This is a genomic window from Chitinophaga filiformis, assembly GCF_021646545.1.
Lineage (GTDB): Bacteria > Bacteroidota > Bacteroidia > Chitinophagales > Chitinophagaceae > Chitinophaga > Chitinophaga filiformis_A.
Genome location: NZ_JAKIRP010000014.1, coordinates 1 through 22,076, shown reverse-complemented (window position 1 = coordinate 22,076; position 22,076 = coordinate 1). Strand labels below are relative to the sequence as shown.

The following is a 22,076-nucleotide window of genomic DNA, read 5'->3' as shown; positions in this document are numbered from 1 at the left end:
AGATATATGAAGCTTATTATTTCGGCATTACGACATCCTGTTACTATCCTCGTGGCGGTTATCGGTATTGTCTTCTTTTCAGTGCTGTCTGTCAGGAATACCAAAATAGACATCTTTCCCCGCCTGGGATTGCCGGTGGTATATGTGGCACAGCCCTACGGTGGTCTTTCTCCTGAACAGATGGAAGGTTTTGTTACCTCTTATTATGAATACCATTTCCTCTACATCACTGGTGTGAAATATGTCACTTCAAAAAGCATCCAGGGCGCTGCTATCATCAAACTGGAGTTCAATGAAGGAACCGATATGAGCCAGGCCATGGCGGAAGTGGTAGGTTATGTAAACCGATCCAGGGCATTCATGCCACCTGGAACAGTACCGCCATTCGTGACCCGCTTTGATGCGGGAAGCGTGCCGGTAGGACAGCTGGTATTCAGTTCAGAAAACCGTTCCCTGGGAGAAATATCCGACCTGGCATTGTTCAAAGTACGTCCTATGTTCTCCACTTTGCCGGGTGTATCTGCACCGCCTCCCTTCGGAGGAAATCAAAAGACGGTGCTGATCACGGTAGATCCTGACAAAGTGAGAGGTTATGGCCTGGCGCCCGACCAGATCGTACAGGCTTTGGCGAGATCCAATAGCATCTCTCCGGCGGGAAATGTCCGCATTGGAGATACTACCTACATCACACCGCAGAACAGCGTAATAGAAACCCTGCAGGACCTGCAGAACACACCTTTACAATTAGGTGCAGGTCCGGCAGTATATGTAAGAGATATTGCCTCGGTAAGTATGGGATCTGACGTGACCACCAGCTACGCGCTGGTGAACGGCAAACGGGCGGTATATATTCCTGTCACCAAACGGGCGGATGCGTCCACCTGGGATGTAGTACAGCGGGTGAAGGCCGCCTTGCCCGATATGCAGGCCGCCATCCCTTCAGATATTAAAGTAACCTACGCTTTTGACCAGTCAGGATACGTGATCAACTCACTGAAAAGCCTGTTGTTCGAAGGTGGGGTAGGAGCACTGCTGACCGGCCTGATGGTATTATTGTTCCTGGGCGACAGGCGCAGTGCATTGATCGTAGTGATGACCATTCCGCTTGCATTGCTTACTTCCGCCACCTTGCTTTACCTTACAGGGCAGACGATCAATATCATGACGTTGGGAGGCCTTGCATTGTCTGTGGGAATATTGGTCGATGAAGCCACGGTTACAGTAGAGAACATCCACCGCCATATGGAAGCCGGTAAAAGCAAGGCAAGAGCCATTGCTGATGGCGCCAAAGAAATTGCCGGTCCGAAGTTACTTATCCTGCTCAGCATACTGGCCGTGTTTGTGCCTGCCATATTTATGAACGGTGTACCGGGAGCCATGTTCCTCCCTTTATCACTGGCAGTGGCTTTTGCTATGATCGCTTCTTTCTTTTTGTCGCAGACCTTCGTACCGGTAGCTTCAAACTGGCTCCTCAACACACATTTAAAAACAACCACCACCTCCGGTCGCTTTGACCGCTTTAAGAACTGGTATGTGGATAAAGGCAGAAAGCCGGTATTCGATAAAAGCTGGGTAACTATATTGTTCATCGCCGCCTCTGTGCTGCTGGTGATATTGTTGTTCAAAGGCACAGGCACTGCTTTGTTTCCCCGTACCGACAGCGGTCAGACGCAGGTGCGTATGCGCCTGCCCGTGGGCACCCGTTTTGAACGCACGGAGGATGCCACCCGGAAGTTGCTGGCACTGACAGACAGCATCGCTGGTAAAGGCAATGTTGAGCTTACATCGGCTTTTGTAGGTACACAGCCATCCAGCTACCCGGTGAACTATATCCATCTGTGGACAGGAGGACCGCAGGAATCAGTCGTGCGTATAAAACTCAGGAAGGGCGCCATCGCCATGCCGGTTTTCATGGAATCGTTGCGTGCTGCTGTAAAGAAAGAAATGCCGGCTGCTACTATCTCCTTTGAACCGGGCGACATAGTAGAGCAGGTCTTAAACCTCGGCAATACTAATCCGGTGGAGATTGCCGTAGCAAACAGGAACCTGGTGGAAGGAAAGGCAACAGCGGTAAAACTCATGAAGAAATTAGCAGCCATACCGGAATTGCGCGACCTGCAGATCACCACACCGCTGGAATATCCTGCTATCAGGTTGGACATAGACAGGGTGAAGGCTGGCCAGTTAGGGCTTAGCACCGAGCAGATCTCAAGATCGCTGGTAACAGCCACTTCTTCCAGCCGTTTTACCAATCCCAGTTACTGGCTGGATAAAACTACCGGAACGGCCTACCAGGTACAGGTGCAGTACCCCGAATTCCGTATGAACAATACATCACAACTGGAAGCGATCCCTGTTGCGGGAGGTGATGGCAAGACCCATTATCTCAGTGAAGTTGCCTCCTGGAAATATGCCAGCGTAGCAGGGGAATATGACCGGTTGAACCAGCAGCGTTATATAACGATCACCGCCAATATACAATCGCAGGACCAGGGGGCTGTGTTCAAACGTGTGAATAAGGCCATTGCAGATATGGGAAAATTGCAGAACGGCGCACGCATCCTGTTGCGCGGTCAGCCGGAACTGCTGCAGCAAACGCTGACAAGCCTGCAGTTTGGCTTACTGGTAGCACTGGTTGTTATTTTCATGCTGATGGCGGTTTACTTCCAGTCCTTCCGTGTGGCGCTGGCTGCATTATCGGTTATTCCTGCAGTAATTGCCGGGGCATTGCTCTTCCTGTTCATAACAGGCAATACCCTGAATATACAATCCTATATGGGTATCATTATGGCGGCGGGAGTGGCCATTGCCAATAGTGTGTTGTTCATTACCAATGCTGAATATTACAGGCGCGCAGGCGAAAGTGATTCCTATATGCTGGCCGCAGAAAACAGGCTGCGTCCCATCCTGATGACCAGTGCAGCGATGATAGCGGGCATGATACCGATGGCGCTGGGATTGTCTGAAGGTGGCGATCAGACGGCGCCGCTGGGTATTGCAGTAATAGGAGGTTTATTGTTTTCAGCAGTAGGTGTATTATTTTTCCTGCCTCATATTTACCGGTCATATACAGGAAAACGACCTTACCGATTTGTATCTCTCGATCCGGACGATAAAGACAGTATTTATTATGACAAAGAAGATAAAAAGTAAAGCTACCGGGCTGCCATCAGCCATTGCTATTGGTACTGTTTACCTGCTGACTGCCTGTGGTGGTCCAACACAAACAGATACCACGGAGGCCGGTACGGCAAAAGATACCGTAGCGGCATTCATCGTACAGCAGGATACGCTGCATAAAACGGTAGAGCTGCCGGCCGAATTGCTGCCCTATGAATATGCAGATCTGTATGCGAAAGTGGAAGGCTTTGTACAGGAAATGAAAGTAGATCTTGGCGATAAGGTCAGGAAAGGTCAGGTACTGGCAGTCATAAAAGCGCCGGAGGTAAATAGCCGTTTTGCAGAATCCGAAGCCAGTGTATTGTCGGCGAAAGCGAAGTGGACTTCCAGCAAAGATCAATACCAGCGGTTATACCGTGCCTCCCAGGCCAGGACGCCGGGCATAGTAGCGCCTGTTGATCTTGAGCGCAGCAGGAACCAGATGATGGCCGACAGTAGCGCCTATGTGGCCGCTGAGAAGCAATCACAGGCATACCGGAATGTATCGGGTTACCTGTATATCACCGCCCCTTTCAATGGTATTATTACAGCAAGGAAAGTAAATGAAGGTGCTTTTACCGGCACAAACACGCCATTGCTTACCATACAGGACCTCCACCTGTTACGCCTGCGTGCTGCTGTGCCTGAAATGTATACCGGAGCAGCCCGGGCCGCTGCTAATATAGATTTCAGGGTAGATGCTTATCCGCTGGAACGGTTTGCAGCAAAGCTTACCCGTAAATCGGGCGCCATTGACCCCGCCACCCGTACAGAACTATGGGAGTTTGAAGTACCGAATAGCGAAGGGAAACTCAAAGCCGGCGCTTTCGCATATGTGAAAATAGCTTTACAGCGCGACATGCCATCCGTGATTGTGCCTGCCACTGCAATAGCTACTACGCAGGAAAAGAAGTTTGTAATCCGTATAAAAGAAGATAAAGCCGAATGGGTGGACATCAGGCAAGGGATCACCACCGATAAGGGAACCGAGATATTTGCAGGCATACAACCGGGAGATACCCTGTTAGTAAAGGCTACCGATGAAAGGAAGCCCGGAAGTACTGCCTTTTGGAAAGTAAATAAGTAAAACCGGGGGCCGGTTGTCAGGCGTTCTGCCTGACAATCTGTTCCAGGTTGGTTACCGGCACTACGCCAGATTGGCGCCATACTATTTTCCCCTGCTTAAAGAGGATGAGTGTAGGTACACCCTGTACCTGATACGCATTGGCTGCCGCCGGATTTTTATCCACATCCACTTTGATAATGGTGGCTGCATCTCCTACACGCTGTTTCAACTGGTCCAGTATGGGCGCCTGCATTTTACAGGGGCCGCACCAGGTAGCAAAGAAATCCACCAATACCGGTTTGTCACTATTTATAAGCTCTGAAAACGTTGCCATATGTTATGCTGTTAGTATGTACCTGGTAACACAAAAAATATGCAAAAGTACCTGCAACTGTACTTGTGGCAGTCACTACTATTTTAGAAGATAGGATGGACAGGCGCTGCATCATCTCCTATATGTACAGATATACATATAATTTATACAGGTCAGGATATGGAGAAATCGTGATCTTTGTACGGCTATCTAAATTGTTTAATAGTTAACGTAAAACAAGATGGAATACAGATTTTTAGGCGGATCAGGATTGCAGGTGCCTGTATTAACATTTGGCACCGCCACTTTTGGTGGAAGTAACGAGTTTTTCAAGGCGTGGGGAAGTACACAGGCAGAAGAGGCAACAAGGCTGGTAAATCTTTGCCTCGATGCCGGCGTTAATTTATTTGATACCGCAGATATCTATTCTGACGGACTTTCGGAAGAGATATTGGGAAAAGCTATCAGTGGAAAGCGCGATCAGGTGCTTATCTCCACAAAATCCACTTTCCCGATGAGCAACAAGCCCCGGATAGCTAACTACCAGGGATCATCCCGCTTTCAGCTGATTAAAAACGTGGAAGCCAGTCTGAAACGGTTGAATACCGACTACATCGACATCTACCACATGCACGGATTTGACAGCAATACACCTGTAGAAGAGGTGATGCGTAGCCTGGACGATCTGATACAGAGTGGTAAGGTGCGGTACATTGCCGCTTCTAATTTCTCCGGATGGCACCTCATGAAATCACTTGCTGTTGCCGACAGATATGGCTGGAATAAGTATGTAGCTCACCAGGTGTATTACTCGCTGGTAAACAGGGAATACGAATGGGAATTAATGCCATTGGGCATAGATCAGAAAGTAGGCGCCCTGGTATGGAGTCCGCTGGCTGCAGGTATGCTGGGCGGAAAATACCGCCGTAACCAGCCTTTCCCTGCCGATAGTCGCGTAGTACAGGGTGGTAGTCCTGTTCCTTCATTTGCAGTGCCTGATGAGCTGTTGTATAAGGTAGTGGACGCCATGGATGAAGTGGCTGCAGAAACAGGGAAAACAGTGGCGCAGGTAGCGATTAACTGGTTATTGCAGAGACCAACTGTATCCAGCATTATAATCGGCGCCAGGAATGAAGAGCAATTAAAACAGAACCTGGCCGCAGTAGGATGGAACCTGACAGTGGAACAGGTGAAGAAACTGGATGCTGCAAGTGAGACGCCAACCATTTACCCGTACTGGCATCAGCGTGATAATCTTGCTTTGAACCCATTGCCGGATTTTTACTAGGAAGAATATTACAGTTTGGTTCATAAAAAAGACCCGCGTTATACATAGTATGTACGCGGGTCTTTCTGTATAAGACAGTTTAACTATTTCACTGCTGTATTGGGTTTATAGTCTGCATACCATTGTCCCAGCGTGGTCAGTTTACCATCGGCAGCCACCAGCGCGGAAGGCCATAACCTGGTGCTGGTAGGAGAACCGGAGAACCAGGAATAACGGTGTACAAATGGTAATGCTTCCAGTTTAGGCAGCAGGCGTTGCATAAATGCCAGTACCTGATCCGGCCTGTACATGTTACCATCTATGGTAGTAGCGTTGTGATCCACTGTAGCAAATTCGGTGATCCAGATAGGCAGGTGGTATTTATCGTAGAGTTTCTGCAGCACGCTCACGAAATGCGTATCGTCAAGACCAACATACATGTGTACACAGATGAAGTCTACGCGGCGTTTCTGCTCGATCGCCTTATCGAGGAACTCATAGATCCAGGCTTGCTCAGGCCATACAGTAGCTGGGCTGCCCAGCGGCAGGCCAATGCTTTCCAGTTTAGGCCAGAGGTCCAGTGCCTGCTGTACCGTCATGTTGGATTGATCGCCGGCATCAGGTTCATTGAAGCCCAGCACATATTTCGCAGTGCCGGCAGCTTTCATTCTTTTAACAGAATCGATCAGCGCATCGGTCACATTACCTTTTCCCCAGAACATAGGTACGAATTCACAATTCTGCGGTACTGTTTTAGCAGGCGAAGTAGTACCCCATGTATAGAACCAATGGCTTTTCAGATTTACCACGTTCGTATACCACGTGCCGTTAGTAGTATTGGTGCTGAAGTCTGTGCCTTTTTTACCGGTTTTAGGCGCTTCATAACCACCGCCGTTTTCAGTTCCACCACCACCGGGTGCCGGTGTTGTAGTTGTGTCTTTGTCTTTACTGCAGGCGATGAACAGGGACAAGCTCATTAAGAGCGCAAGTTTCAATTTGGTCATTCCAGGATATTTAAGTTGGCTTCAGAATATGGTTGTACTTGGATTACAGAGTGCAATGATATTGCTTTTTACTATCATTTAATGTTATTATTCAAAGCGCCAGCAAACAGGCATTACCGTGGTATGATTTTACTGTTTGAGAATCAATAAGCAACAGTGTTAAGTACAATAATCTTACAATTGCTGAGATATACGCTATCCCCTTATATGGGGATGCTTTTCGACCACTTTAGGTGGCAACAACAACACACACGCAGCAATAACTTTGTGGCCCTGATCTGAGAAAGTCTGATAAAAATAGTTCGGGGAAAAAACATCCATTACACTTTTTATGAACAAGAAAACGATCCTGCGTATTTTAGCCACAGTTGTATTGTTAGTGGTATTAGTTGCCATCAGTGGTTATTCTTATCTCCGGTTTGCGCTCCCTAATGTAGGCGCGGCGCCTGACATTACCATAGAACGTACGCCAGCCCGTATAGCGCGGGGAAGCTATCTGGTGAACCATGTAGCTGGTTGTACGGACTGTCATTCACAACGTGATTTCTCAAAACTGGCCGGACCTGTCTTGCCTGACTCCAGGGGCGCCGGAGGCGTACGATTTGATCAGAGCTTCGGTTTTCCCGGCGTGTTCTACTCAAAGAATATTACGCCTTATGGTTTAAGTAAATGGTCAGATGGTGAGATATACCGGGCTATTACCAGTGGCGTGGACAGGCACGGGAAAACACTCTTTCCGGTGATGCCTTATACCAGCTATGGAAAGATGCAGACGGAAGATGTATATGCTATCATAGCCTATCTCCGTACTTTGCCTGCTGTGCCTAATGATGTACCGGCATCTTCAGCCGATTTTCCTGTCAGCCTGCTAATGAACCTGACACCTGCTGACCCTCAGCCTGTTGCCCATGTTGACCGCGCCGACACTGTAGGATATGGCCGTTACCTGGTAATGACCGCCGGTTGTGCCGACTGTCATACCTATAAAGTGCAGGGAAAAGATTCAGGAGATGCCTTTGCAGGAGGAACTGCTTTTCCATTGCCTGGCGGCGGAATGTCGCGTGCTGCCAATCTTACGCCTGATAAGGAAACAGGTTTAGGTAGCTGGACGGCAGAGCAGTTTGTAGCGCGGTTTAAAGCGTTTACAGATAGTGCAACGCGTAATCAGCCTGTTGCCAAAGGCGGCTTTAATACCATGATGCCCTGGGCGTATTACTCAGGTATGGACACCAGTGACCTGAGATCTATCTATACATACCTGAAAACGCTGAAGCCAGTGCATCATCAGGTAGCGAAATTTACTCCCTGAGCCGGAGTATCCCCTTAATCGGGGGTATGCAGCTACCGGATTAGGTGGCATAAACAGTGAAGAGATGAGTATAACTTCGCGAACCGGATTGAAGAAACAAACATATTTTATATCAGAAGAATGAAACAGCCTGCTATATACAATTATTGAAGAACCTGAAGGTTTACGTTAAGAGTGATGAAGTGTTATTATCCTGATTATCCTTAGAAGACACACACGTTGTGAGTAGGCCGGTCGAAAGACCGGCCTTACGCTTTATATCGTATATTCCTGCTCGAGAAATTGATAGATGGCCATCATATCTGAAGCGCCCAATCCTTTCGCTAATGCATCCTGTAATGTAGTAGAAAGGGTATTGACAGCAGGGGTATCCATGCCCTGTGCTTTGGCCAGCCGTATGTCTTTCGCCAGGAGACCTAAGGGAAACGAAGGCGTGAAATCATGGTTGATGATATTCTGTGACTTGCTCCGCGTGACCACACTGGCTAAAGGCCCGTCGTTGATCAGCGGCAGGAGCTGCTCTGGAGAGACGCCGTTGTTTTTGGCGAATATAACAGCTTCCGACAGTCCCTGCAGGGTAATACCGAGGAAGGTATTAATGGCCAGTTTCGCATAATTTCCTGCTCCATTATCACCCAGCAGATAAGAGGCTTTGCCCAGGACGTTGAAGATGGGTCTGGCCCGTTCAAAATCCTCAGGACGGCCTCCGGCCATAATGACCAGCTGCCCTTCTTCTGCAGGTTTAACACTGCCCGATACCGGTGCGTCCATATACCAGATGCCTTCCGCCTCACATAAGGCCGCCAGTTGCCGGGTGGTATCCGGTGAAACCGTGCTCATATCAATGGCCAGCATATTGGGAGGCAGCGTCACGGAGAGGATGCCTTCCGGGCCCTCATATACTTCTTTGAGCGCAGCATCGTCCGTCAGCATGGTGATCACCATGTCCACATCTTCTACCAGGTGCTTTGGGCTCCTGGCTACGTCTACACCCAGCTTTTCCTGTAGTGCCTTTGCCTTCGCTGCTGTGCGATTGTACACTTTAACCTTAAAACCGGCTTTGACGAGGTTCGTGACCATTGGCGTTCCCATATTGCCCAGACCGGCCCATCCAATTTTCAGATGACTCATAAAACTGCTTTTTTGGTGGTCTGTATAAATCTAGGAAAAACATGCTAAAGGAGCACAATTTATTCCTGCAAAATGGAAGTGTTCGCCAGCTTAACTAACCAGATCAACGGTTATCCAGCCATTGGAGAAACTCAGGCGCTTTATTTTTCCCGATGATGATCTGCTCAGGTGTAGCCGTTTTGAGATGCACCAGGAGCTTACGTGCAAAGTAACGCTCTACCTCATGTACTGCATCGAAATTGATGAGGTATTGACGGTTGATACGATAGAATTGTGCCGGCGACAGCTGGCTGCTGGTAGTGTCCAGCGATTGGCTGGCGATGTATTCCGTTCCCTCAAAGGTCACTATCACCGGTTGCTCGCCCCTGACATAAAAGAAAGCGATCTGCTCCACCCCGATCACGGTATATTTGTTATCCTTGAAAACGAGGAAACTTTTTTTCCCTTTCGGTACATACTGCGGATATAAGTGATGTGTTTCCGCCGTTCCACGCGTCTGTTTTAAAGTGGCTGCTTTGCTGACTGCAGCCACTGGCGTTACCTTGATGAATGGCTTCAGAATGTAGTCAATGCCATTAGCTACCTCCATGACATATTCATCGTAAGCCGTGCTCGATCCCTGGAATGTGCGTATGTTCTTCATAGTACAACTTGCAGCGTTTAGTTAAAGATCACCGATGCTCTCAGGTGCGTTATATAATTGATCCTGTCTGATTGGTCTGCTGTTGGTAATTGCTTCCATGAAGGGGCCTGATAACCCTCGTAAGATGTTGTTGTACTCACTTTCACCGTTTCTACTGTCTGCAGATGTTCAGGGATCTTTGCACCAAACCAGTGCGCATCTTCCTGCTGTGACCAGGTGGCCAGTGTGAGTATTGCCCCCTCAGGGTAAGCGCCTATAGCGCCGCTTCTGGCATGTTGTACCGCAATGCTGTTCCCAAACAGTACGGTATGTGTCTGACGTTTGTTGTCGATCACGGAGGCAATCAGCTGCTGCTGTGCTCCATTGACCACTTTATCAGGTCTGTCGGCATCTGCGAGGGGCGGCGTGAACACAAAGTCATTACCTTTCATCGGCTGGTGACAGTTCACACATTCCTGTGTAAAGGTGAGTGTTTTGCCATAAGGTTTCAGGTCATTGCCTTTCCATCTTGCCCAGCCCCAGCCTGCAGTACCGGCATATTTTTTATCATCTTTTATCATGAACTCAACCTGTTTCAGTTCGCCGGTATTGGCAACGAGGTTACTGTCAGTCAATTGTTCCCAGGCCACTTTTGCGAAGATGGTGCCGTTGGGCCATGGATTGGTCTTGTGTTTATTGATCGCTTCCATCGCCACATCATTGCCCAGGATGACCCTCATGGTACCATTATCGAACCTGTCTGAGATATTCACGATCTGCCAGTCCCTGTAGTCGTGTATATAGGCGATGCCATTGGGAGCGGGGTGTATGTCTTCTACAGCAGGAAGCGCTCCGGCAGCCCACTTGCTGAATTGTTGCTGTGCCACGCCAATACGGGAGATGTCAGATACTTTAAAAGGTGCCAGCCCTCTGACATATGTTTTGAGGGTATTGAGGGCCTTTTCTGTTAACCTGGCTTCTCCATGGAAGGTGGTGTAAGAGGGGAGTGGCATTACTCCAAACATTGCCTGGTTCACAGACAGGAAGAGATTGGCCTTCTGATCTCCGGCGGAGAGGCTGTCCCAATGCGAGAAGTTCAGCGCCTTCCTGCCATCTTTGATATGGCCGGCTACCAGCCAGGAAGCAGGTGCTATCTCATCAAACCATTTCAGTCTGGTCTCGTTTGAATGGCAATCGTAACAGGAAACCCGCAGGATGTGCGCAACGTCAGCAGGTACCTGGATGTCTTTTGTAACGGGAGGATTTTTAATACCGGGCCTGATAAATTGTATTAAGATCAGGCCACCGGCGATGATCAGGGCGATGTTTACAAGCTTTTTTCTCATGAAGGTGGATATAGACATTGTCGGGCAGATTTTTCTTACTGACAAAGATGCCCGTAGCAGGTACTAATAGCAAGCAGAAATTGTTGTACGGGGGGAATAAATAGCCGAATGTGGAAAAATAGGGGATGAAGAGTCCGGGGCGTTTTTACATATACGCTACACTGCTGACGGGCTGACGCCAAAGACCATTTTGAAGCTCCTTGAGAAATGCGAGAAATTAACAAACCCTACATCGAAGTATACTTCAGAAGGTGGAGTCCATCCAGCATATAAGCTCCAGGGAGGAAGTCAGCGTTCAAAAAAACTATAAAAGAGACTTTTATGCTAAAAACTACCCAAAATAAAAAAGGTGCCTCAATTACTTTTGAGACACCTGACGGGAAAACTTGTATTTTCTATGGCAAAACTGTAGTTTTTTCTTCCATTGTATAAGCAGAGAATATACCTAATGCCCCGTTGGAAATATTATTCGGTGGATTGTTCGGCGTTGTACCCCCGCCCGGACCACTATCAGATATTAAAGCTAATGTTCTGTAATACAATGCCACATTTTTATCAATGCATTGCATTTGTAAAGTGATCGAATCTCCCTTTTTAAACTCAATATCATCATCGTTTATTTCCAGCCTCACTGTGTTAACAACGCCGTTTCTTACTTCATCATTTTGAACCAGGTGCTGATTGAGCAGCTTATTGTTTAGCCACATTACAAACCGGTAATTGTCGCCTTTTGATAATGGGTCTTTGTAAGCCGGTATTAAACTGTATTCCGTTTCACCGGTAATAATATCGGTCTCCACTTTAATGGAATCAAAAGGCACCCGCTGTGGCATCGTGCTTTGTGCTGTGTAGGTTTCATCCTCAGCCTGTACAGTGAGGGTGTATGTGCGGCCTTCTACGCCGGTCAACGTGCTGGTGCTATACATCCCTTTGCCCATTGCGGCGAGGCTTTCAGTATTTCCGGCATCGTCGCTGATAGTTACTACGGCGTCATCGACGGTGGGATAAGTGCCGGTTTCAGTCAACCTGACGGACTTTGTGATCTTCACAAAATATGGCCCGGGCCCGTTAGTGATGTTTCCTTCAATGATGATCCTGGACTGGTTGTCTTTGTATTTTAAATCAACCGTTTTTTCGCAAGCCGTCAGAAGGAAGGCGATAAATAATATGCTGACAATATTTTTCATTTGTATGCTTTCTTAAAATTTGAAATTATAAGTGATGCTGGGTACCCATTGAAAGAGCGAGGTTTGTACCGCATCTATTTTCTGTGGATTATCCTTATTTTCTTTAAACGTGATGGCAAATGGATTGCGGCGGCCATATACATTATACAGTCCGAAGCTCCACGAACTTTGCCAGTGTTTCCTGGCCGGCCTTTCGTAAGTGGCGCTGATGTCCAGTCTGTGCGTAGCGGGCATCCTGTCGGCATTGCGGGCGCCATATTGATAAATAACCATATTGTTCAGAACATATTTGCCTGTAGGGAATGTGACGGCATTGCCGGTATTGTAAATGAATGTACCGGAGAATGTCCATCGTGGTGAAAGCGTGTAAATGCCTACAATTGACAAGTCGTGCGTACGGTCTTGCTTTGCATTATACCATTGCCCATTGTTAATGCCGTTTATTTGTCTTTCGGTTTTAGAAAGGGTATAACCAATCCATCCTGTCAGTTTTCCCTTTTTCTTCCTCAATAAAATTTCTACACCATAGGCCCGGCCTTTACCAAACAGCAATTCCCGTTCAACATCAGGTACAGTGTTGATATCGGCGCCATCCCTGTAATCTATCTGGTGCTGCATTGTTTTATAATAGGCCTCCGTATTCAGCTCAAATGCATTGTTACGGAGGTTTTTACTAAACCCGATGCTGAACTGGTCGGCTACTTCCGGCTTGATGTTATAACTGTTGCCGATCCATGCGTCGGTGGGGCTGCCCCCGGTTGAGTTGCTCATCATGTGCAGGTGCTGGGTATTACGCGCATAACCCATTTTGATAGCTGCGGTACTGTTCAGACTGTAGCTTGCGGAGATCCTGGGCTCAAGGTTGTAGTACTTTTTGCCAGATTTTCCATTGGCTAATCTGACAGAGTCGACGAGCTGATTACCCTTGTAAATATTGTAGGTGCTGCCTCCCAACACACTATAAAACGAAAGCCGCAATCCATAGTCGATATTAAGGCGGTCGGAGGCTTTCCATGAATTGCTCACATATACCGCATTCTCCAAGCCTTTACGGCTCTTTTTGTTATTCACGATATCCGTTCCTTCGGCCTTGGTGGGTGTAATGGTATGGTGTATGATATTAAACCCCATGCGTACTGTATTGTGAGCGTTTGCATACCAGGTGAAATCCTGCTTCATGTTCAGGTCCTTGATATGGGAATTGAAATTCATCTCACTGGCGTCAGTTTTAAAACCCACGTTGAAATCGTAGTTGCTATAAATGAAAGATGTATTGGAGAATAATTTGTTGCTCAGAATGCTGTTCCACCTTAGCGTAGCCGTAGTATTGCCCCAGTCGCTTCCAAACAGTGAAGACACACTGAATACATCTTTCCCAAAGTAGCCGGAGAAATACAATTTATTCTTACTGTTGATGGCCCAGTTTGCCTTAGCATTCAGATCATAGAAATATAATTTGACGTCTTTCATGTCTGAAGAAAGCCTTGCAAAGAGGTCGGCGTAAGTCCTTCTGCCAGATATCATGAACGATGATTTATCTTTCTGAATAGGACCTTCAAGCAGCAATCTGCTACTGATCAGGCCCAGTCCTCCGCTTACCTGGTAATCTTTGTTGTTACCTTCCTTCATTTTTACGTCGAGCACGGATGAAAGGCGGCCGCCATATTGTGCCGGACTGTTGCCTTTGATAATGGTGGCATCTTTAATAGCATCACTGTTGAAAGAGCTGAAGAAACCCAGCAGATGAGAGGCATTGTATACGGGCGCCTCGTCAAGCAATATCAGGTTCTGGTCGGTAGCGCCGCCTCTGACAGAAAATCCATTGCTTCCCTCCCCATTAGATTTTACACCAGGCAATAACTGGATAGTTTTTACCAGGTCTTTTTCGCCAAATACCACGGGCAGTTTTGCCGCCTCTTTCATATTCAGTACTTCCGTACCCATTGTGGCCTTCGTAAGATTGTCGTTATCTTTTTTAGCGCTTATCACCACCTCCTGCAAACTGGTTTCGTCAGACAGATTAATGCTCCCCCTGATGCTTGAATCCAATTGTACAGCAACTGATTCCTGTTTGTATCCAACATAAGAGAACCGTAATGTATAGTTGCCTTTAGGCAGCGAAATAGAATAAAACCCGTACTCATTTGTAATTACGCCTATTGTGGGTTTTTCCACTACCACAACAGTTACTCCTATGAGTGTTTCGCCTGTGGAGTTTTGTTTCACCGTTCCGCTTACGGTATATTTTGACTGCCCCATCAATAGTGTTGTGCCCAATACAAGTAGTAAGGGCAACACTACTAATATCTTGTGCATGATAGTGGGTTGGCATATTCGTTTTTCTGTTCCAGTTTGCATCCGAAAAATATTTTTGTGATTACGATGCAAATATGAAATCAAGAATACCGCTGCTGAAATTTTTGAGAAGAAGTGAAAGATTTATGCGAAGAATGTAGCGCTTTTCTGAGTTTTGTACATATTGCTGATAATAGCGTATGAGCTATATGCCCAAGGCAAACCTGGACGTTACAATGGGGATTATTACCATAACCTGGCTGTGTAATCCCGTATTGACGAGCCATGACAGGTGGCAGTGCTGTTTTGAGGGGCCTAAGAAGAATAACGGTTGAAAAACTCTTCAGCGTAAGTTCGACCGATGGGGAACTCTTTGTCGCCAATAAAGATAGTCGTTCCCCTCACTGCCTCAATTTTATTGAATGGCAATATGAAACTGCGATGCACGCGGATGAAGTCAGCAGCCTGTAACTTCTCCATCATGTCTTTCATGGACATGCGGGCTACGATAGTTTTACGGTCTTTGATATGGATTTTGAGATAATCGGCCAGGCCTTCGATATACAGAATGTCTGCCAAAGGGATTTTGACCAGGCTAAAATCGGCGCGAATGAATATGTTTTGTTCCGCGCTATGATCTTTTTTACTGATGTATGAAAAGTATTCCTGTGCTTTGACAATAGCTTGCGTAAAGCGTTTCTGGTTGATGGGTTTGAGTAAGTAGTCAATGGCGTTCAACTCGTAACTGACAACCGCGTATTCGCTGAAGGCGGTGGTGAAAATCACCATGGTGTTTTTCTGCAATGACTTCACTAAATTGATCCCGGTCATGGCGGGCATTTGTATGTCGCAGAAAATCAGGTCGGTGGGGAATTTGCGTAAATGTTTTAATGCCTCGCTGGGCTGAGTGAAAGTCTTTTGCAGATGGATGCCATCGCTCTTGTCGCACAGCGATTTAATCACCGTAAGTGCTAAAGGCTCGTCGTCTATGGCAATGGCATTTATCATTGTAAGTTGATATACAAAGAAACAAAAAATTCCTTCTCAGTGTCATTAATAACCAGTAAATGTCTGGACGGATAGATCAAATTCAGGCGATGTTTTGTGTTCTCTATCCCTAATCCACTTCTTTCAGAAATGTCTCGTTGAATATCCACTTTATTGTTCACCACGCTCAGCTGGAACTCTGTTCTGTCCATTGTTATCTCAATTTTAATACGGCTTTTCTGTTCGGAATTGACGCCATGTTTAAAAGCATTTTCAACAAAAGGAATGAGTAACATGGGCGCAATGCGCAGCGCAGGAATATCTTCCAGGATATGATACTCCAGTTTTACACTTCTGTCCAGCCGTAATTTTTGGAGCTCAATAAAATTGCTGATGTAATTTATTTCATCTTCCAGTAAAACAAAATCCTGCTGTGTGTCTTTCATGGTGTAGCGCATCATGGCGGAAAGCTTGTCAACCATGTCTGCCGTTTTGGGCGAGGTGTCAATGGCAGTAGCATAAATATTGTTTAAAGTATTAAACAGAAAATGAGGATTGATCTGCGATTTGAGCGAAGTGATCTGCGCCGAGAGCTTTTCGCTTTCTGTCTGCTTTAATCTGTTATAGGCTGTCCATAGAATAGACGATACAATAGACAGGAGCCATAATAACAGCGCGTTCAGTATTATAACAGGGAAGATTTTTTCAACAGCCGGATTCGTTTCAGGCGATGTTGCAAGGTTGAAATCGGAAGAGAAAAACATCATGCCGGAAAGCAGAAACACGGTTATTATTGCCAGTAGTAGAAATGAAAAATAGATCCAGTATTTCTTTGTAAGCAGATATTTTGGAATGAGGAAAAAGTAATTGAAGTAAAATATTATTATCAATACAGCGCTTAAAGCGAGCGAGAGTAAAAGATACTTTTCGTCAGATGATGGATCTAACGCGTTGAACAGCTGATCGGTTGAAATGTAAGGAATAACCAGCAATAGTATCCACACTAAGGCATGTGTGGCAATGGTGAAACGTTTGATTTTCATGATTATTTTCGAAATAATGCCCAAAACAAAGGTATGTTTCTTTCCCCTCAAAAAATATGAGAAGAAGGGGGCTGGTTTGTAGAAGTATGAATTACTCCCCGGTGATAATCTTCCCATATAACAAGATCTCAGAAAAAAAATAAATAGACAGACTTGTCTGTTTGTATTATAAATCCCCTTACCTTTGTGTCATGAGTAAAGAATCATTACAACCACGCGAGCGGATATTAGCAACCGCGTATGCGCTTTTTCTGAAGCAGGGTTATAACTCCACCGGTATTAACCAGATCATAGAAGAGGCGGATGTGGCCAAGGCCAGTTTTTACCAGCATTTTAAATCCAAGGAAGATCTGTGTGTAGGGGTTCTGGAAAAGCGTCATCATTATATAGAAGAGCAGATGCAGGCATTGACGGCACAAAAGAGGAGCGCTAAAATGAAGATCCTCGCTTCTTTCGACCTGATATCACTGCTGAATGAAAAGGAAGATTTCAGGGGGTGCGCCTTCCTGAACATTCTTTCAGAGATCCCTGCGGATAATACAAAGGTCAGGCAGGTCATTTATGACCATAAAAGCAATATAAGGCAGTCTTTTAGAGAGCTGCTGGAGCATGCAGAACTGGCAGACCATATTTATCTGTTATATGAAGGCGCTTTTGTGGAAAGCCAGTTATACCGTGATCAGTGGCCGGTGAACAGGGCCAGGAAAATAGTCAATTCATTAATCAATTAATATATATACAACATGGAAAAGAGATATCCGTTACCGCCGTTTACGCTGGAAACAGCCAAAGAGAAAGTTCAGCTGGCAGAAGATGCATGGAATTCACAGGACCCTGAAAGGGTATCACTGGCTTATACGGTAGATACAGAATGGAGGAACCGTTCTACCTTCCTGAACGGCAGGGCCGAGGCGAAGCAATTCCTGGAAGAGAAATGGAAGAAAGAGCTGAACTATAAATTAAGGAAAGAGCTCTGGGCTTTTACAGACAACAGGATCGCTGTACGTTTTGAATATGAGTACCACGACAAGGACGGCCAGTGGTTCCGGGCTTATGGCAACGAGAACTGGGAATTTGACGAAAACGGCCTGATGCAGCGCAGATTTGCCAGTATTAATGACCTGCCCATACAGGAATCAGAGAGAAGATTGTAGGCAAGAGAGGGGCGCGGGGTAAAATGTACAAGAATAGTGGCAAAATGTGCATTGTCTACCCTTGCCGGCCGGCTTAATTTTGTGTCATCAGTTAATGATAAACAAACAAGCCAAATAACTCTTAAAACATTCAATACTATGAAACGCACAGCATCTGCCATCTGGAATGGCACTATCAAAGAAGGTAATGGTAACATCTCTACACAGAGCACTGTTCTGAACAAAACACAATACTCTTTCAACAGCCGTTTTGCAGAAGGTGTAGGTACCAATCCGGAAGAACTGATAGCGGCCGCACACGCAGGTTGTTTCAACATGAAACTAACCCTCGATCTGGAAGCAGCAGGGTTTAAAGCCGATACACTGGAAACAACATCAACAGTTACGCTGGACAATGGTACAATTACCCGTTCGGATCTGGTGCTGAAAGCAAAAGTGCCGGGCATTACCAACGAGAAATTCCAGGAAGTGGCAGCAGGTGCGAAGGCAGGTTGTCCTGTAAGCAGGGCCCTGAATCTGGAGATCTCCCTGCAGGCTGAGCTGGTAGGCTAATAAGCTGATAGGCTAATAGGTTCAACAATCAATTATATATCTAATCTGAATCCTCGCCGGTCGACCGGTGAGGATTCGCATTTTGTTATCCCCTGTATCCCGTTCCTTTGGTGCGGGGAGTAAAGTCTTCACACAAATAAGTTTCCTGCACGAACCTGTCAAAATCATCCATTATGTCCATATACTCGCTCTTGTTGCGCACTTTCAAATACTGATCTTTTACATTTCTGAAACATAACATGGTGGCAAAAATATCAGAGCCATATACACTATAATCGGAATACTGACAGGTGTAACAGGTTTTTATAACAATATTGTCAGGCAACTTTTCCTCTAGTCTTTCGAAGACGCCTTCAAATTGCGATAGTTTCCCAATTTCGATGATGTCGCCTTCAAGTGCAAAGCTGAAATCAAAATAAGGTGCATTGGGGTCTTGCCGGGTTGCAGCTTCATGATAGTCTACAGTAAACAGCAGGAACCCCGGTACCTGTGTTCCCGCTTTCCAGGCGGATACAGGAATACGGCAGGATAATGAATAATCATTCAGCTGGCCTAATTCGCCCAGGGTGAAACGGTCAGGCAGAGGAAGCGTTGTTTCCGGCTTAAAAAAGACAAAGGTGCTTCCGGAGAAGGTATAGCCGTCCAGTTCAATGCTCAGTGTTAATGAATCGTTGATAATAGTCGTTTGGATAGTGCCATGTTTGTCGGTGTAAACGGCGGGGATTTCCGAGTGCATAGGTGTTGGTTTGGAGTTGTAAAGGTAAGTCTTCAGCGTTGATTTCCGGCATTTCTCTATCTTAGCTCAATGGCTGTAAGAATATATTGGCTGTACAGGTTTGAAAATTTATCCCAGTTAGGGATCATGGCAAGACCAAGAGGAAATGAGTGGTTGGAAGAGGAATTGCTAAGTATTAAAAAACAGGGAACAAAGGTAATTGTATCCCTGCTGGAGAAAGATGAGATCCTCGAGCTGGGGCTGGAACGACAAGCTACACTATGCGCTAAACATGGAATAGAATATTTACACTTCCCTATACCAGATAGATCTATCCCCGATAATGAGAAGAACGTACAGCACTTCATCAGACAGGTAAAAGAAAGAATAGACCGGGGAGACTGCACGGTAGTTCATTGTCGTATGGGTATCGGTCGCTCCTCCATCATAGCGGGATGCCTGATGGTGCAGGATGGATTTAAGCCTGATGATGTATGTAGTTACATCAGTAAGATCCGTGGATTGAGAGTCCCTGATACCGATGAGCAGGAAAACTGGCTAAAAAGGATCAGCCATGCACTAAAAAAATAATCCTCAGATATATCGCCCATATTTTCATGAAGACATTCCGGCTACAACATTTACAGTTTTGGCTACAACTTCCTTTTTCTTTACATGGAATTTTGCTGCATAAATGTTAGCAAATGATGAAACACGAAATCAAAGGAAAGGTGATCGCCATTACCGGGGCAAGCAGTGGTATTGGCAGAGCCATTGCGCTAATGCTGGCTGGGGAAGGAGCTAAGGTAGTGCTTGGCGCCCGCCGGGCCGACCAATTAGAAGAACTGGCTGCAAGTATAATAGCAAACGGTGGCGAGGCAGCCTATATAGTTACTGACGTAAAGCGCCGGGATGACCTGAGCCGTTTGGTAAAACTGGCGCGCGACCACTATGGCAGACTGGATGTGATGGTCAACAATGCCGGCATGTGCCAGTTATCGCGCATAGACGAACTGGATGTTGATGGCTGGGAGGAGATGATCGATGTGAACCTGAAAGGTGTTTTATACGGTATTGCGGCAGCGATACCGGTTTTCCGTGAGCAGGGTGCGGGGCAGATCATCAACATCATTTCCACTTCCGGCATGAAGATCGTGCCCTTACAGGGTGTTTATGCCGGTACAAAGAATGCGGTACGCACCATCAGTGAAGCATTGCGGCAGGAGTCTGACGGCTGGCTGCGCGTAACGGGCATTTCTCCTGGAATTGTGCAGACGGAATTTGTGAACAATCTGAAGAATGAACAGATGAAAGCCGCGATTCTCGATAAGATGGATACCCTTGGCATTTCTCCCGACGCCATTGCCGCTGCGGTAGCATATGCCATCGGACAACCTGCAAATGTGGACGTGGGTGATATTGTTATCCGTCCGGCTGCACAGGATTAATTACCTAATTTTATACGGGCGCTATACCAGCGCCTGTATAGTTTCATACTCAACAACGGTTTACGCATGAAGAAGGCTCCGTCTGAATTACATATATTCAACAGCATATCTGAGTTAATGCGACGTCTGGAGCAGCCCCCTCCGCTACACCCGCTTGTGGCATTGATCAACTACGATGATACCAAAATCGCCCTTGCAGATGCAGGGGAGAAATATTCCCTCAACTTCTACAAGATATCATTCAAGACCAGCTTTAAGGGGCAGGTGAAATATGGCCAGCATTACTATGACTTTGAAGAAGGCGGCCTTGCCTTTTTAGCCCCCAATCAGATTGTGACCCTTTCCGGCGAAGAGACCAGCTATGAAGGCTATGCTCTTTTCTTCCATCCCGACCTGATCAGGAATTATACGCTGGGCAATAACATCCACAAATACGGTTTCTTTTCCTATGCTGTGTCTGAGGCGCTGTTCCTGTCTGACAAGGAGAAGAAGGTGATTGCTACCCTCTTTGACGCTATTGCAAAGGAACTGGATAACAACATCGATCATTTTAGTCAGGATGTGCTGGTGTCTCAGATAGAACTGCTGCTGAATTATAGCAACCGTTATTACAACAGGCAATTCATTACCCGCAAAACTGTTTACAATGATCTGATCAGCAAAATGGACGCGTATTTATCTGATCGCTTTGATATCCGTAAATCTGCTTTAACCGGCATTCCATCAGTCCAGGAACTGGCAGATCATCTGGACGTTTCTCCGAGATATCTGACCGATATGCTGAAATCTCTCACCGGACTGAGTGCCCAACAGCAGATCCATCATCATCTCATCGAAAAGGCGAAACATATTCTGAGCCATACAAGCCTGAGCGTTGCCGAGATTGCATATGAACTGGGCTTTGAGCATCCGCAGTCGTTCAACAAATTGTTCAGGCAGAAGACGAATATGACGCCTGTTGAATTCAGGCAATCTTTCACCTGAATGGTTGTCGTTTTTTAATAGCGTTCGCACCGTGCACAGCCCGCGGGTCCTCATCCGGCAATGCGGCATCAGTAACGAATACATGTTTATATGGACGCGCTGATAACGCGGATTTTTTCTCAAAAGACGCTCAACTAACCGGGGAAGAGTCGTCAAAGCAATGCTGATTACATCACAAAGCTAAGTAGAAAACTGATGCGGGAAATACTGATTTTTAATACTTTAACAAACAGATTTACAGTGTGTTATGATATGTTTTAGATATGGGTAATCCGGTTTCTCTTCCGGAAATAACTTAGTTTTGATGACCCTATATGACCAGGATCTTAGTCCGTCCTCCTTCCGTCTCATGTGAACCTCATCTTAGTGTATTAATTCAGGATTGGCTTTACATATTTGGTAAGAAGCGTAAGCTAAATTAAATTACTAATTATGAAAAAGAAAGCCATGGGCCGCCCAGCGGTGTATGAAGCGAGTTTTAAGGTAAGTATTGC

At 46.3% G+C, this 22,076-nt stretch carries 20 protein-coding genes and 1 pseudogene; 10 read left to right on the top strand and 11 right to left on the bottom strand.

Annotated features, from left to right (window positions below; translation table 11 throughout):
* The first annotated feature begins 6 nt into the window (after window positions 1-6).
* Window positions 7-3,153 carry an efflux RND transporter permease subunit gene (locus L3C95_RS26390; protein WP_236392443.1) on the top strand — a complete coding sequence of 1,049 codons (3,147 nt, stop codon included), beginning with the start codon at window positions 7-9 and terminating at the stop codon, window positions 3,151-3,153.
* Window positions 3,131-4,246: an efflux RND transporter periplasmic adaptor subunit gene (locus L3C95_RS26385; protein ID WP_236392441.1), complete on the top strand. Its 1,116-nt coding sequence runs from the start codon at window positions 3,131-3,133 to the stop codon at window positions 4,244-4,246. Before L3C95_RS26390 ends, L3C95_RS26385 begins: the two co-directional genes overlap by 23 nt.
* 16 nt (window positions 4,247-4,262) lie before the next feature.
* Here L3C95_RS26385 and trxA read toward each other — a convergent pair whose 3' ends face one another.
* Window positions 4,263-4,559: a thioredoxin gene (gene trxA, locus L3C95_RS26380; protein ID WP_236392440.1), complete on the bottom strand. Its 297-nt coding sequence runs from the start codon at window positions 4,557-4,559 to the stop codon at window positions 4,263-4,265.
* Window positions 4,560-4,779: 220 nt separating this feature from the next.
* On the opposite strand from trxA, the gene L3C95_RS26375 reads away from it, so the two are divergent.
* Entirely contained in the window at window positions 4,780-5,826 is a 1,047-nt protein-coding gene (locus L3C95_RS26375) for an aldo/keto reductase (RefSeq protein WP_236392438.1), read from the top strand.
* A gap of 83 nt (window positions 5,827-5,909) precedes the next feature.
* Here the strand turns inward: L3C95_RS26375 and L3C95_RS26370 are convergent, their stop codons facing one another.
* Window positions 5,910-6,809, bottom strand: a complete 900-nt coding sequence (locus L3C95_RS26370; RefSeq protein ID WP_236392436.1) for a glycosyl hydrolase — start codon at window positions 6,807-6,809, stop codon at window positions 5,910-5,912.
* 331 nt (window positions 6,810-7,140) lie between these two features.
* Here L3C95_RS26370 and L3C95_RS26365 point away from each other — a divergent pair, with 331 nt between their 5' ends.
* Entirely contained in the window at window positions 7,141-8,118 is a 978-nt protein-coding gene (locus L3C95_RS26365; RefSeq protein WP_236392434.1) for a c-type cytochrome, read from the top strand.
* Window positions 8,119-8,373: 255 nt separating this feature from the next.
* Here the strand turns inward: L3C95_RS26365 and L3C95_RS26360 are convergent, their stop codons facing one another.
* The 8 genes and pseudogenes from L3C95_RS26360 to L3C95_RS26330 form a co-directional block, all read right to left on the bottom strand.
* The gene (locus L3C95_RS26360; RefSeq protein WP_236392432.1) at window positions 8,374-9,249 is read right to left on the bottom strand and encodes an NAD(P)-dependent oxidoreductase; all 876 of its coding nucleotides are present in this window, start codon (window positions 9,247-9,249) and stop codon (window positions 8,374-8,376) included.
* Between the two features lie 103 nt (window positions 9,250-9,352).
* Entirely contained in the window at window positions 9,353-9,892 is a 540-nt protein-coding gene (locus L3C95_RS26355) for a LytR/AlgR family response regulator transcription factor (protein WP_236392430.1), read from the bottom strand.
* Between the two features lie 17 nt (window positions 9,893-9,909).
* Window positions 9,910-11,217, bottom strand: a complete 1,308-nt coding sequence (locus L3C95_RS26350) for a cytochrome P460 family protein (RefSeq protein WP_236392428.1) — start codon at window positions 11,215-11,217, stop codon at window positions 9,910-9,912.
* A 156-nt stretch (window positions 11,218-11,373) separates the two neighbouring features.
* Window positions 11,374-11,463 (bottom strand): annotated as a pseudogene (locus L3C95_RS35280) (helix-turn-helix domain-containing protein); the annotation flags it as partial.
* A 149-nt stretch (window positions 11,464-11,612) separates the two neighbouring features.
* Window positions 11,613-12,404, bottom strand: coding sequence for a DUF4249 family protein (locus L3C95_RS26345; protein ID WP_236392427.1), 792 nt, complete (start codon window positions 12,402-12,404; stop codon window positions 11,613-11,615).
* A 12-nt stretch (window positions 12,405-12,416) separates the two neighbouring features.
* Window positions 12,417-14,720: a TonB-dependent receptor gene (locus L3C95_RS26340; protein ID WP_236392425.1), complete on the bottom strand. Its 2,304-nt coding sequence runs from the start codon at window positions 14,718-14,720 to the stop codon at window positions 12,417-12,419.
* Between the two features lie 294 nt (window positions 14,721-15,014).
* Window positions 15,015-15,707, bottom strand: coding sequence for a LytR/AlgR family response regulator transcription factor (locus L3C95_RS26335; RefSeq protein ID WP_236392423.1), 693 nt, complete (start codon window positions 15,705-15,707; stop codon window positions 15,015-15,017).
* Window positions 15,704-16,729 carry a sensor histidine kinase gene (locus L3C95_RS26330; RefSeq protein ID WP_236392422.1) on the bottom strand — a complete coding sequence of 342 codons (1,026 nt, stop codon included), beginning with the start codon at window positions 16,727-16,729 and terminating at the stop codon, window positions 15,704-15,706. Before L3C95_RS26330 ends, L3C95_RS26335 begins: the two co-directional genes overlap by 4 nt.
* A 191-nt stretch (window positions 16,730-16,920) precedes the next feature.
* On the opposite strand from L3C95_RS26330, the gene L3C95_RS26325 reads away from it, so the two are divergent.
* The 3 genes from L3C95_RS26325 (at window position 16,921) to L3C95_RS26315 (ending at window position 18,435) form a co-directional block, all read left to right on the top strand.
* Window positions 16,921-17,460 (top strand): TetR/AcrR family transcriptional regulator, encoded by a 540-nt coding sequence (locus L3C95_RS26325; RefSeq protein WP_236392420.1) that lies wholly within the window; start codon window positions 16,921-16,923, stop codon window positions 17,458-17,460.
* Window positions 17,461-17,472: 12 nt separating this feature from the next.
* Window positions 17,473-17,883 (top strand): DUF1348 family protein, encoded by a 411-nt coding sequence (locus tag L3C95_RS26320; protein WP_236392418.1) that lies wholly within the window; start codon window positions 17,473-17,475, stop codon window positions 17,881-17,883.
* Window positions 17,884-18,021: 138 nt separating this feature from the next.
* Window positions 18,022-18,435, top strand: coding sequence for an OsmC family protein (locus L3C95_RS26315; protein WP_089829868.1), 414 nt, complete (start codon window positions 18,022-18,024; stop codon window positions 18,433-18,435).
* 85 nt (window positions 18,436-18,520) lie between these two features.
* Here L3C95_RS26315 and L3C95_RS26310 read toward each other — a convergent pair whose 3' ends face one another.
* Entirely contained in the window at window positions 18,521-19,171 is a 651-nt protein-coding gene (locus tag L3C95_RS26310) for a DUF6304 family protein (protein WP_236392416.1), read from the bottom strand.
* 126 nt (window positions 19,172-19,297) lie between these two features.
* On the opposite strand from L3C95_RS26310, the gene L3C95_RS26305 reads away from it, so the two are divergent.
* The 3 genes from L3C95_RS26305 to L3C95_RS26295 all read left to right on the top strand — a co-directional run bounded on the left by L3C95_RS26305 (window position 19,298) and on the right by L3C95_RS26295 (window position 21,582).
* A complete protein-coding gene (locus tag L3C95_RS26305; RefSeq protein WP_236392414.1) occupies window positions 19,298-19,741 on the top strand; it encodes a dual specificity protein phosphatase family protein in 444 nt (147 codons plus the stop codon).
* Window positions 19,742-19,854: 113 nt separating this feature from the next.
* Window positions 19,855-20,598: an SDR family oxidoreductase gene (locus L3C95_RS26300; RefSeq protein WP_236392411.1), complete on the top strand. Its 744-nt coding sequence runs from the start codon at window positions 19,855-19,857 to the stop codon at window positions 20,596-20,598.
* A 117-nt stretch (window positions 20,599-20,715) separates the two neighbouring features.
* Entirely contained in the window at window positions 20,716-21,582 is an 867-nt protein-coding gene (locus L3C95_RS26295; protein ID WP_317207720.1) for a helix-turn-helix transcriptional regulator, read from the top strand.
* The last annotated feature ends 494 nt before the right edge of the window (window positions 21,583-22,076 follow it).

What these genes read in the sequence shown, in the direction of transcription:
- L3C95_RS26390 (WP_236392443.1), top strand. Translation starts at nt 7, where the DNA reads ATGAAGCTTATTATTTCGGCATTACGACATCCTGTTACTATCCTCGTG.
- L3C95_RS26385 (WP_236392441.1), top strand. Translation starts at nt 3,131, where the DNA reads ATGACAAAGAAGATAAAAAGTAAAGCTACCGGGCTGCCATCAGCCATT.
- trxA (WP_236392440.1), bottom strand. Translation starts at nt 4,559, where the DNA reads ATGGCAACGTTTTCAGAGCTTATAAATAGTGACAAACCGGTATTGGTG.
- L3C95_RS26375 (WP_236392438.1), top strand. Translation starts at nt 4,780, where the DNA reads ATGGAATACAGATTTTTAGGCGGATCAGGATTGCAGGTGCCTGTATTA.
- L3C95_RS26370 (WP_236392436.1), bottom strand. Translation starts at nt 6,809, where the DNA reads ATGACCAAATTGAAACTTGCGCTCTTAATGAGCTTGTCCCTGTTCATC.
- L3C95_RS26365 (WP_236392434.1), top strand. Translation starts at nt 7,141, where the DNA reads ATGAACAAGAAAACGATCCTGCGTATTTTAGCCACAGTTGTATTGTTA.
- L3C95_RS26360 (WP_236392432.1), bottom strand. Translation starts at nt 9,249, where the DNA reads ATGAGTCATCTGAAAATTGGATGGGCCGGTCTGGGCAATATGGGAACG.
- L3C95_RS26355 (WP_236392430.1), bottom strand. Translation starts at nt 9,892, where the DNA reads ATGAAGAACATACGCACATTCCAGGGATCGAGCACGGCTTACGATGAA.
- L3C95_RS26350 (WP_236392428.1), bottom strand. Translation starts at nt 11,217, where the DNA reads ATGAGAAAAAAGCTTGTAAACATCGCCCTGATCATCGCCGGTGGCCTG.
- L3C95_RS26345 (WP_236392427.1), bottom strand. Translation starts at nt 12,404, where the DNA reads ATGAAAAATATTGTCAGCATATTATTTATCGCCTTCCTTCTGACGGCT.
- L3C95_RS26340 (WP_236392425.1), bottom strand. Translation starts at nt 14,720, where the DNA reads ATGCACAAGATATTAGTAGTGTTGCCCTTACTACTTGTATTGGGCACA.
- L3C95_RS26335 (WP_236392423.1), bottom strand. Translation starts at nt 15,707, where the DNA reads ATGATAAATGCCATTGCCATAGACGACGAGCCTTTAGCACTTACGGTG.
- L3C95_RS26330 (WP_236392422.1), bottom strand. Translation starts at nt 16,729, where the DNA reads ATGAAAATCAAACGTTTCACCATTGCCACACATGCCTTAGTGTGGATA.
- L3C95_RS26325 (WP_236392420.1), top strand. Translation starts at nt 16,921, where the DNA reads ATGAGTAAAGAATCATTACAACCACGCGAGCGGATATTAGCAACCGCG.
- L3C95_RS26320 (WP_236392418.1), top strand. Translation starts at nt 17,473, where the DNA reads ATGGAAAAGAGATATCCGTTACCGCCGTTTACGCTGGAAACAGCCAAA.
- L3C95_RS26315 (WP_089829868.1), top strand. Translation starts at nt 18,022, where the DNA reads ATGAAACGCACAGCATCTGCCATCTGGAATGGCACTATCAAAGAAGGT.
- L3C95_RS26310 (WP_236392416.1), bottom strand. Translation starts at nt 19,171, where the DNA reads ATGCACTCGGAAATCCCCGCCGTTTACACCGACAAACATGGCACTATC.
- L3C95_RS26305 (WP_236392414.1), top strand. Translation starts at nt 19,298, where the DNA reads ATGGCAAGACCAAGAGGAAATGAGTGGTTGGAAGAGGAATTGCTAAGT.
- L3C95_RS26300 (WP_236392411.1), top strand. Translation starts at nt 19,855, where the DNA reads ATGATGAAACACGAAATCAAAGGAAAGGTGATCGCCATTACCGGGGCA.
- L3C95_RS26295 (WP_317207720.1), top strand. Translation starts at nt 20,716, where the DNA reads ATGCGACGTCTGGAGCAGCCCCCTCCGCTACACCCGCTTGTGGCATTG.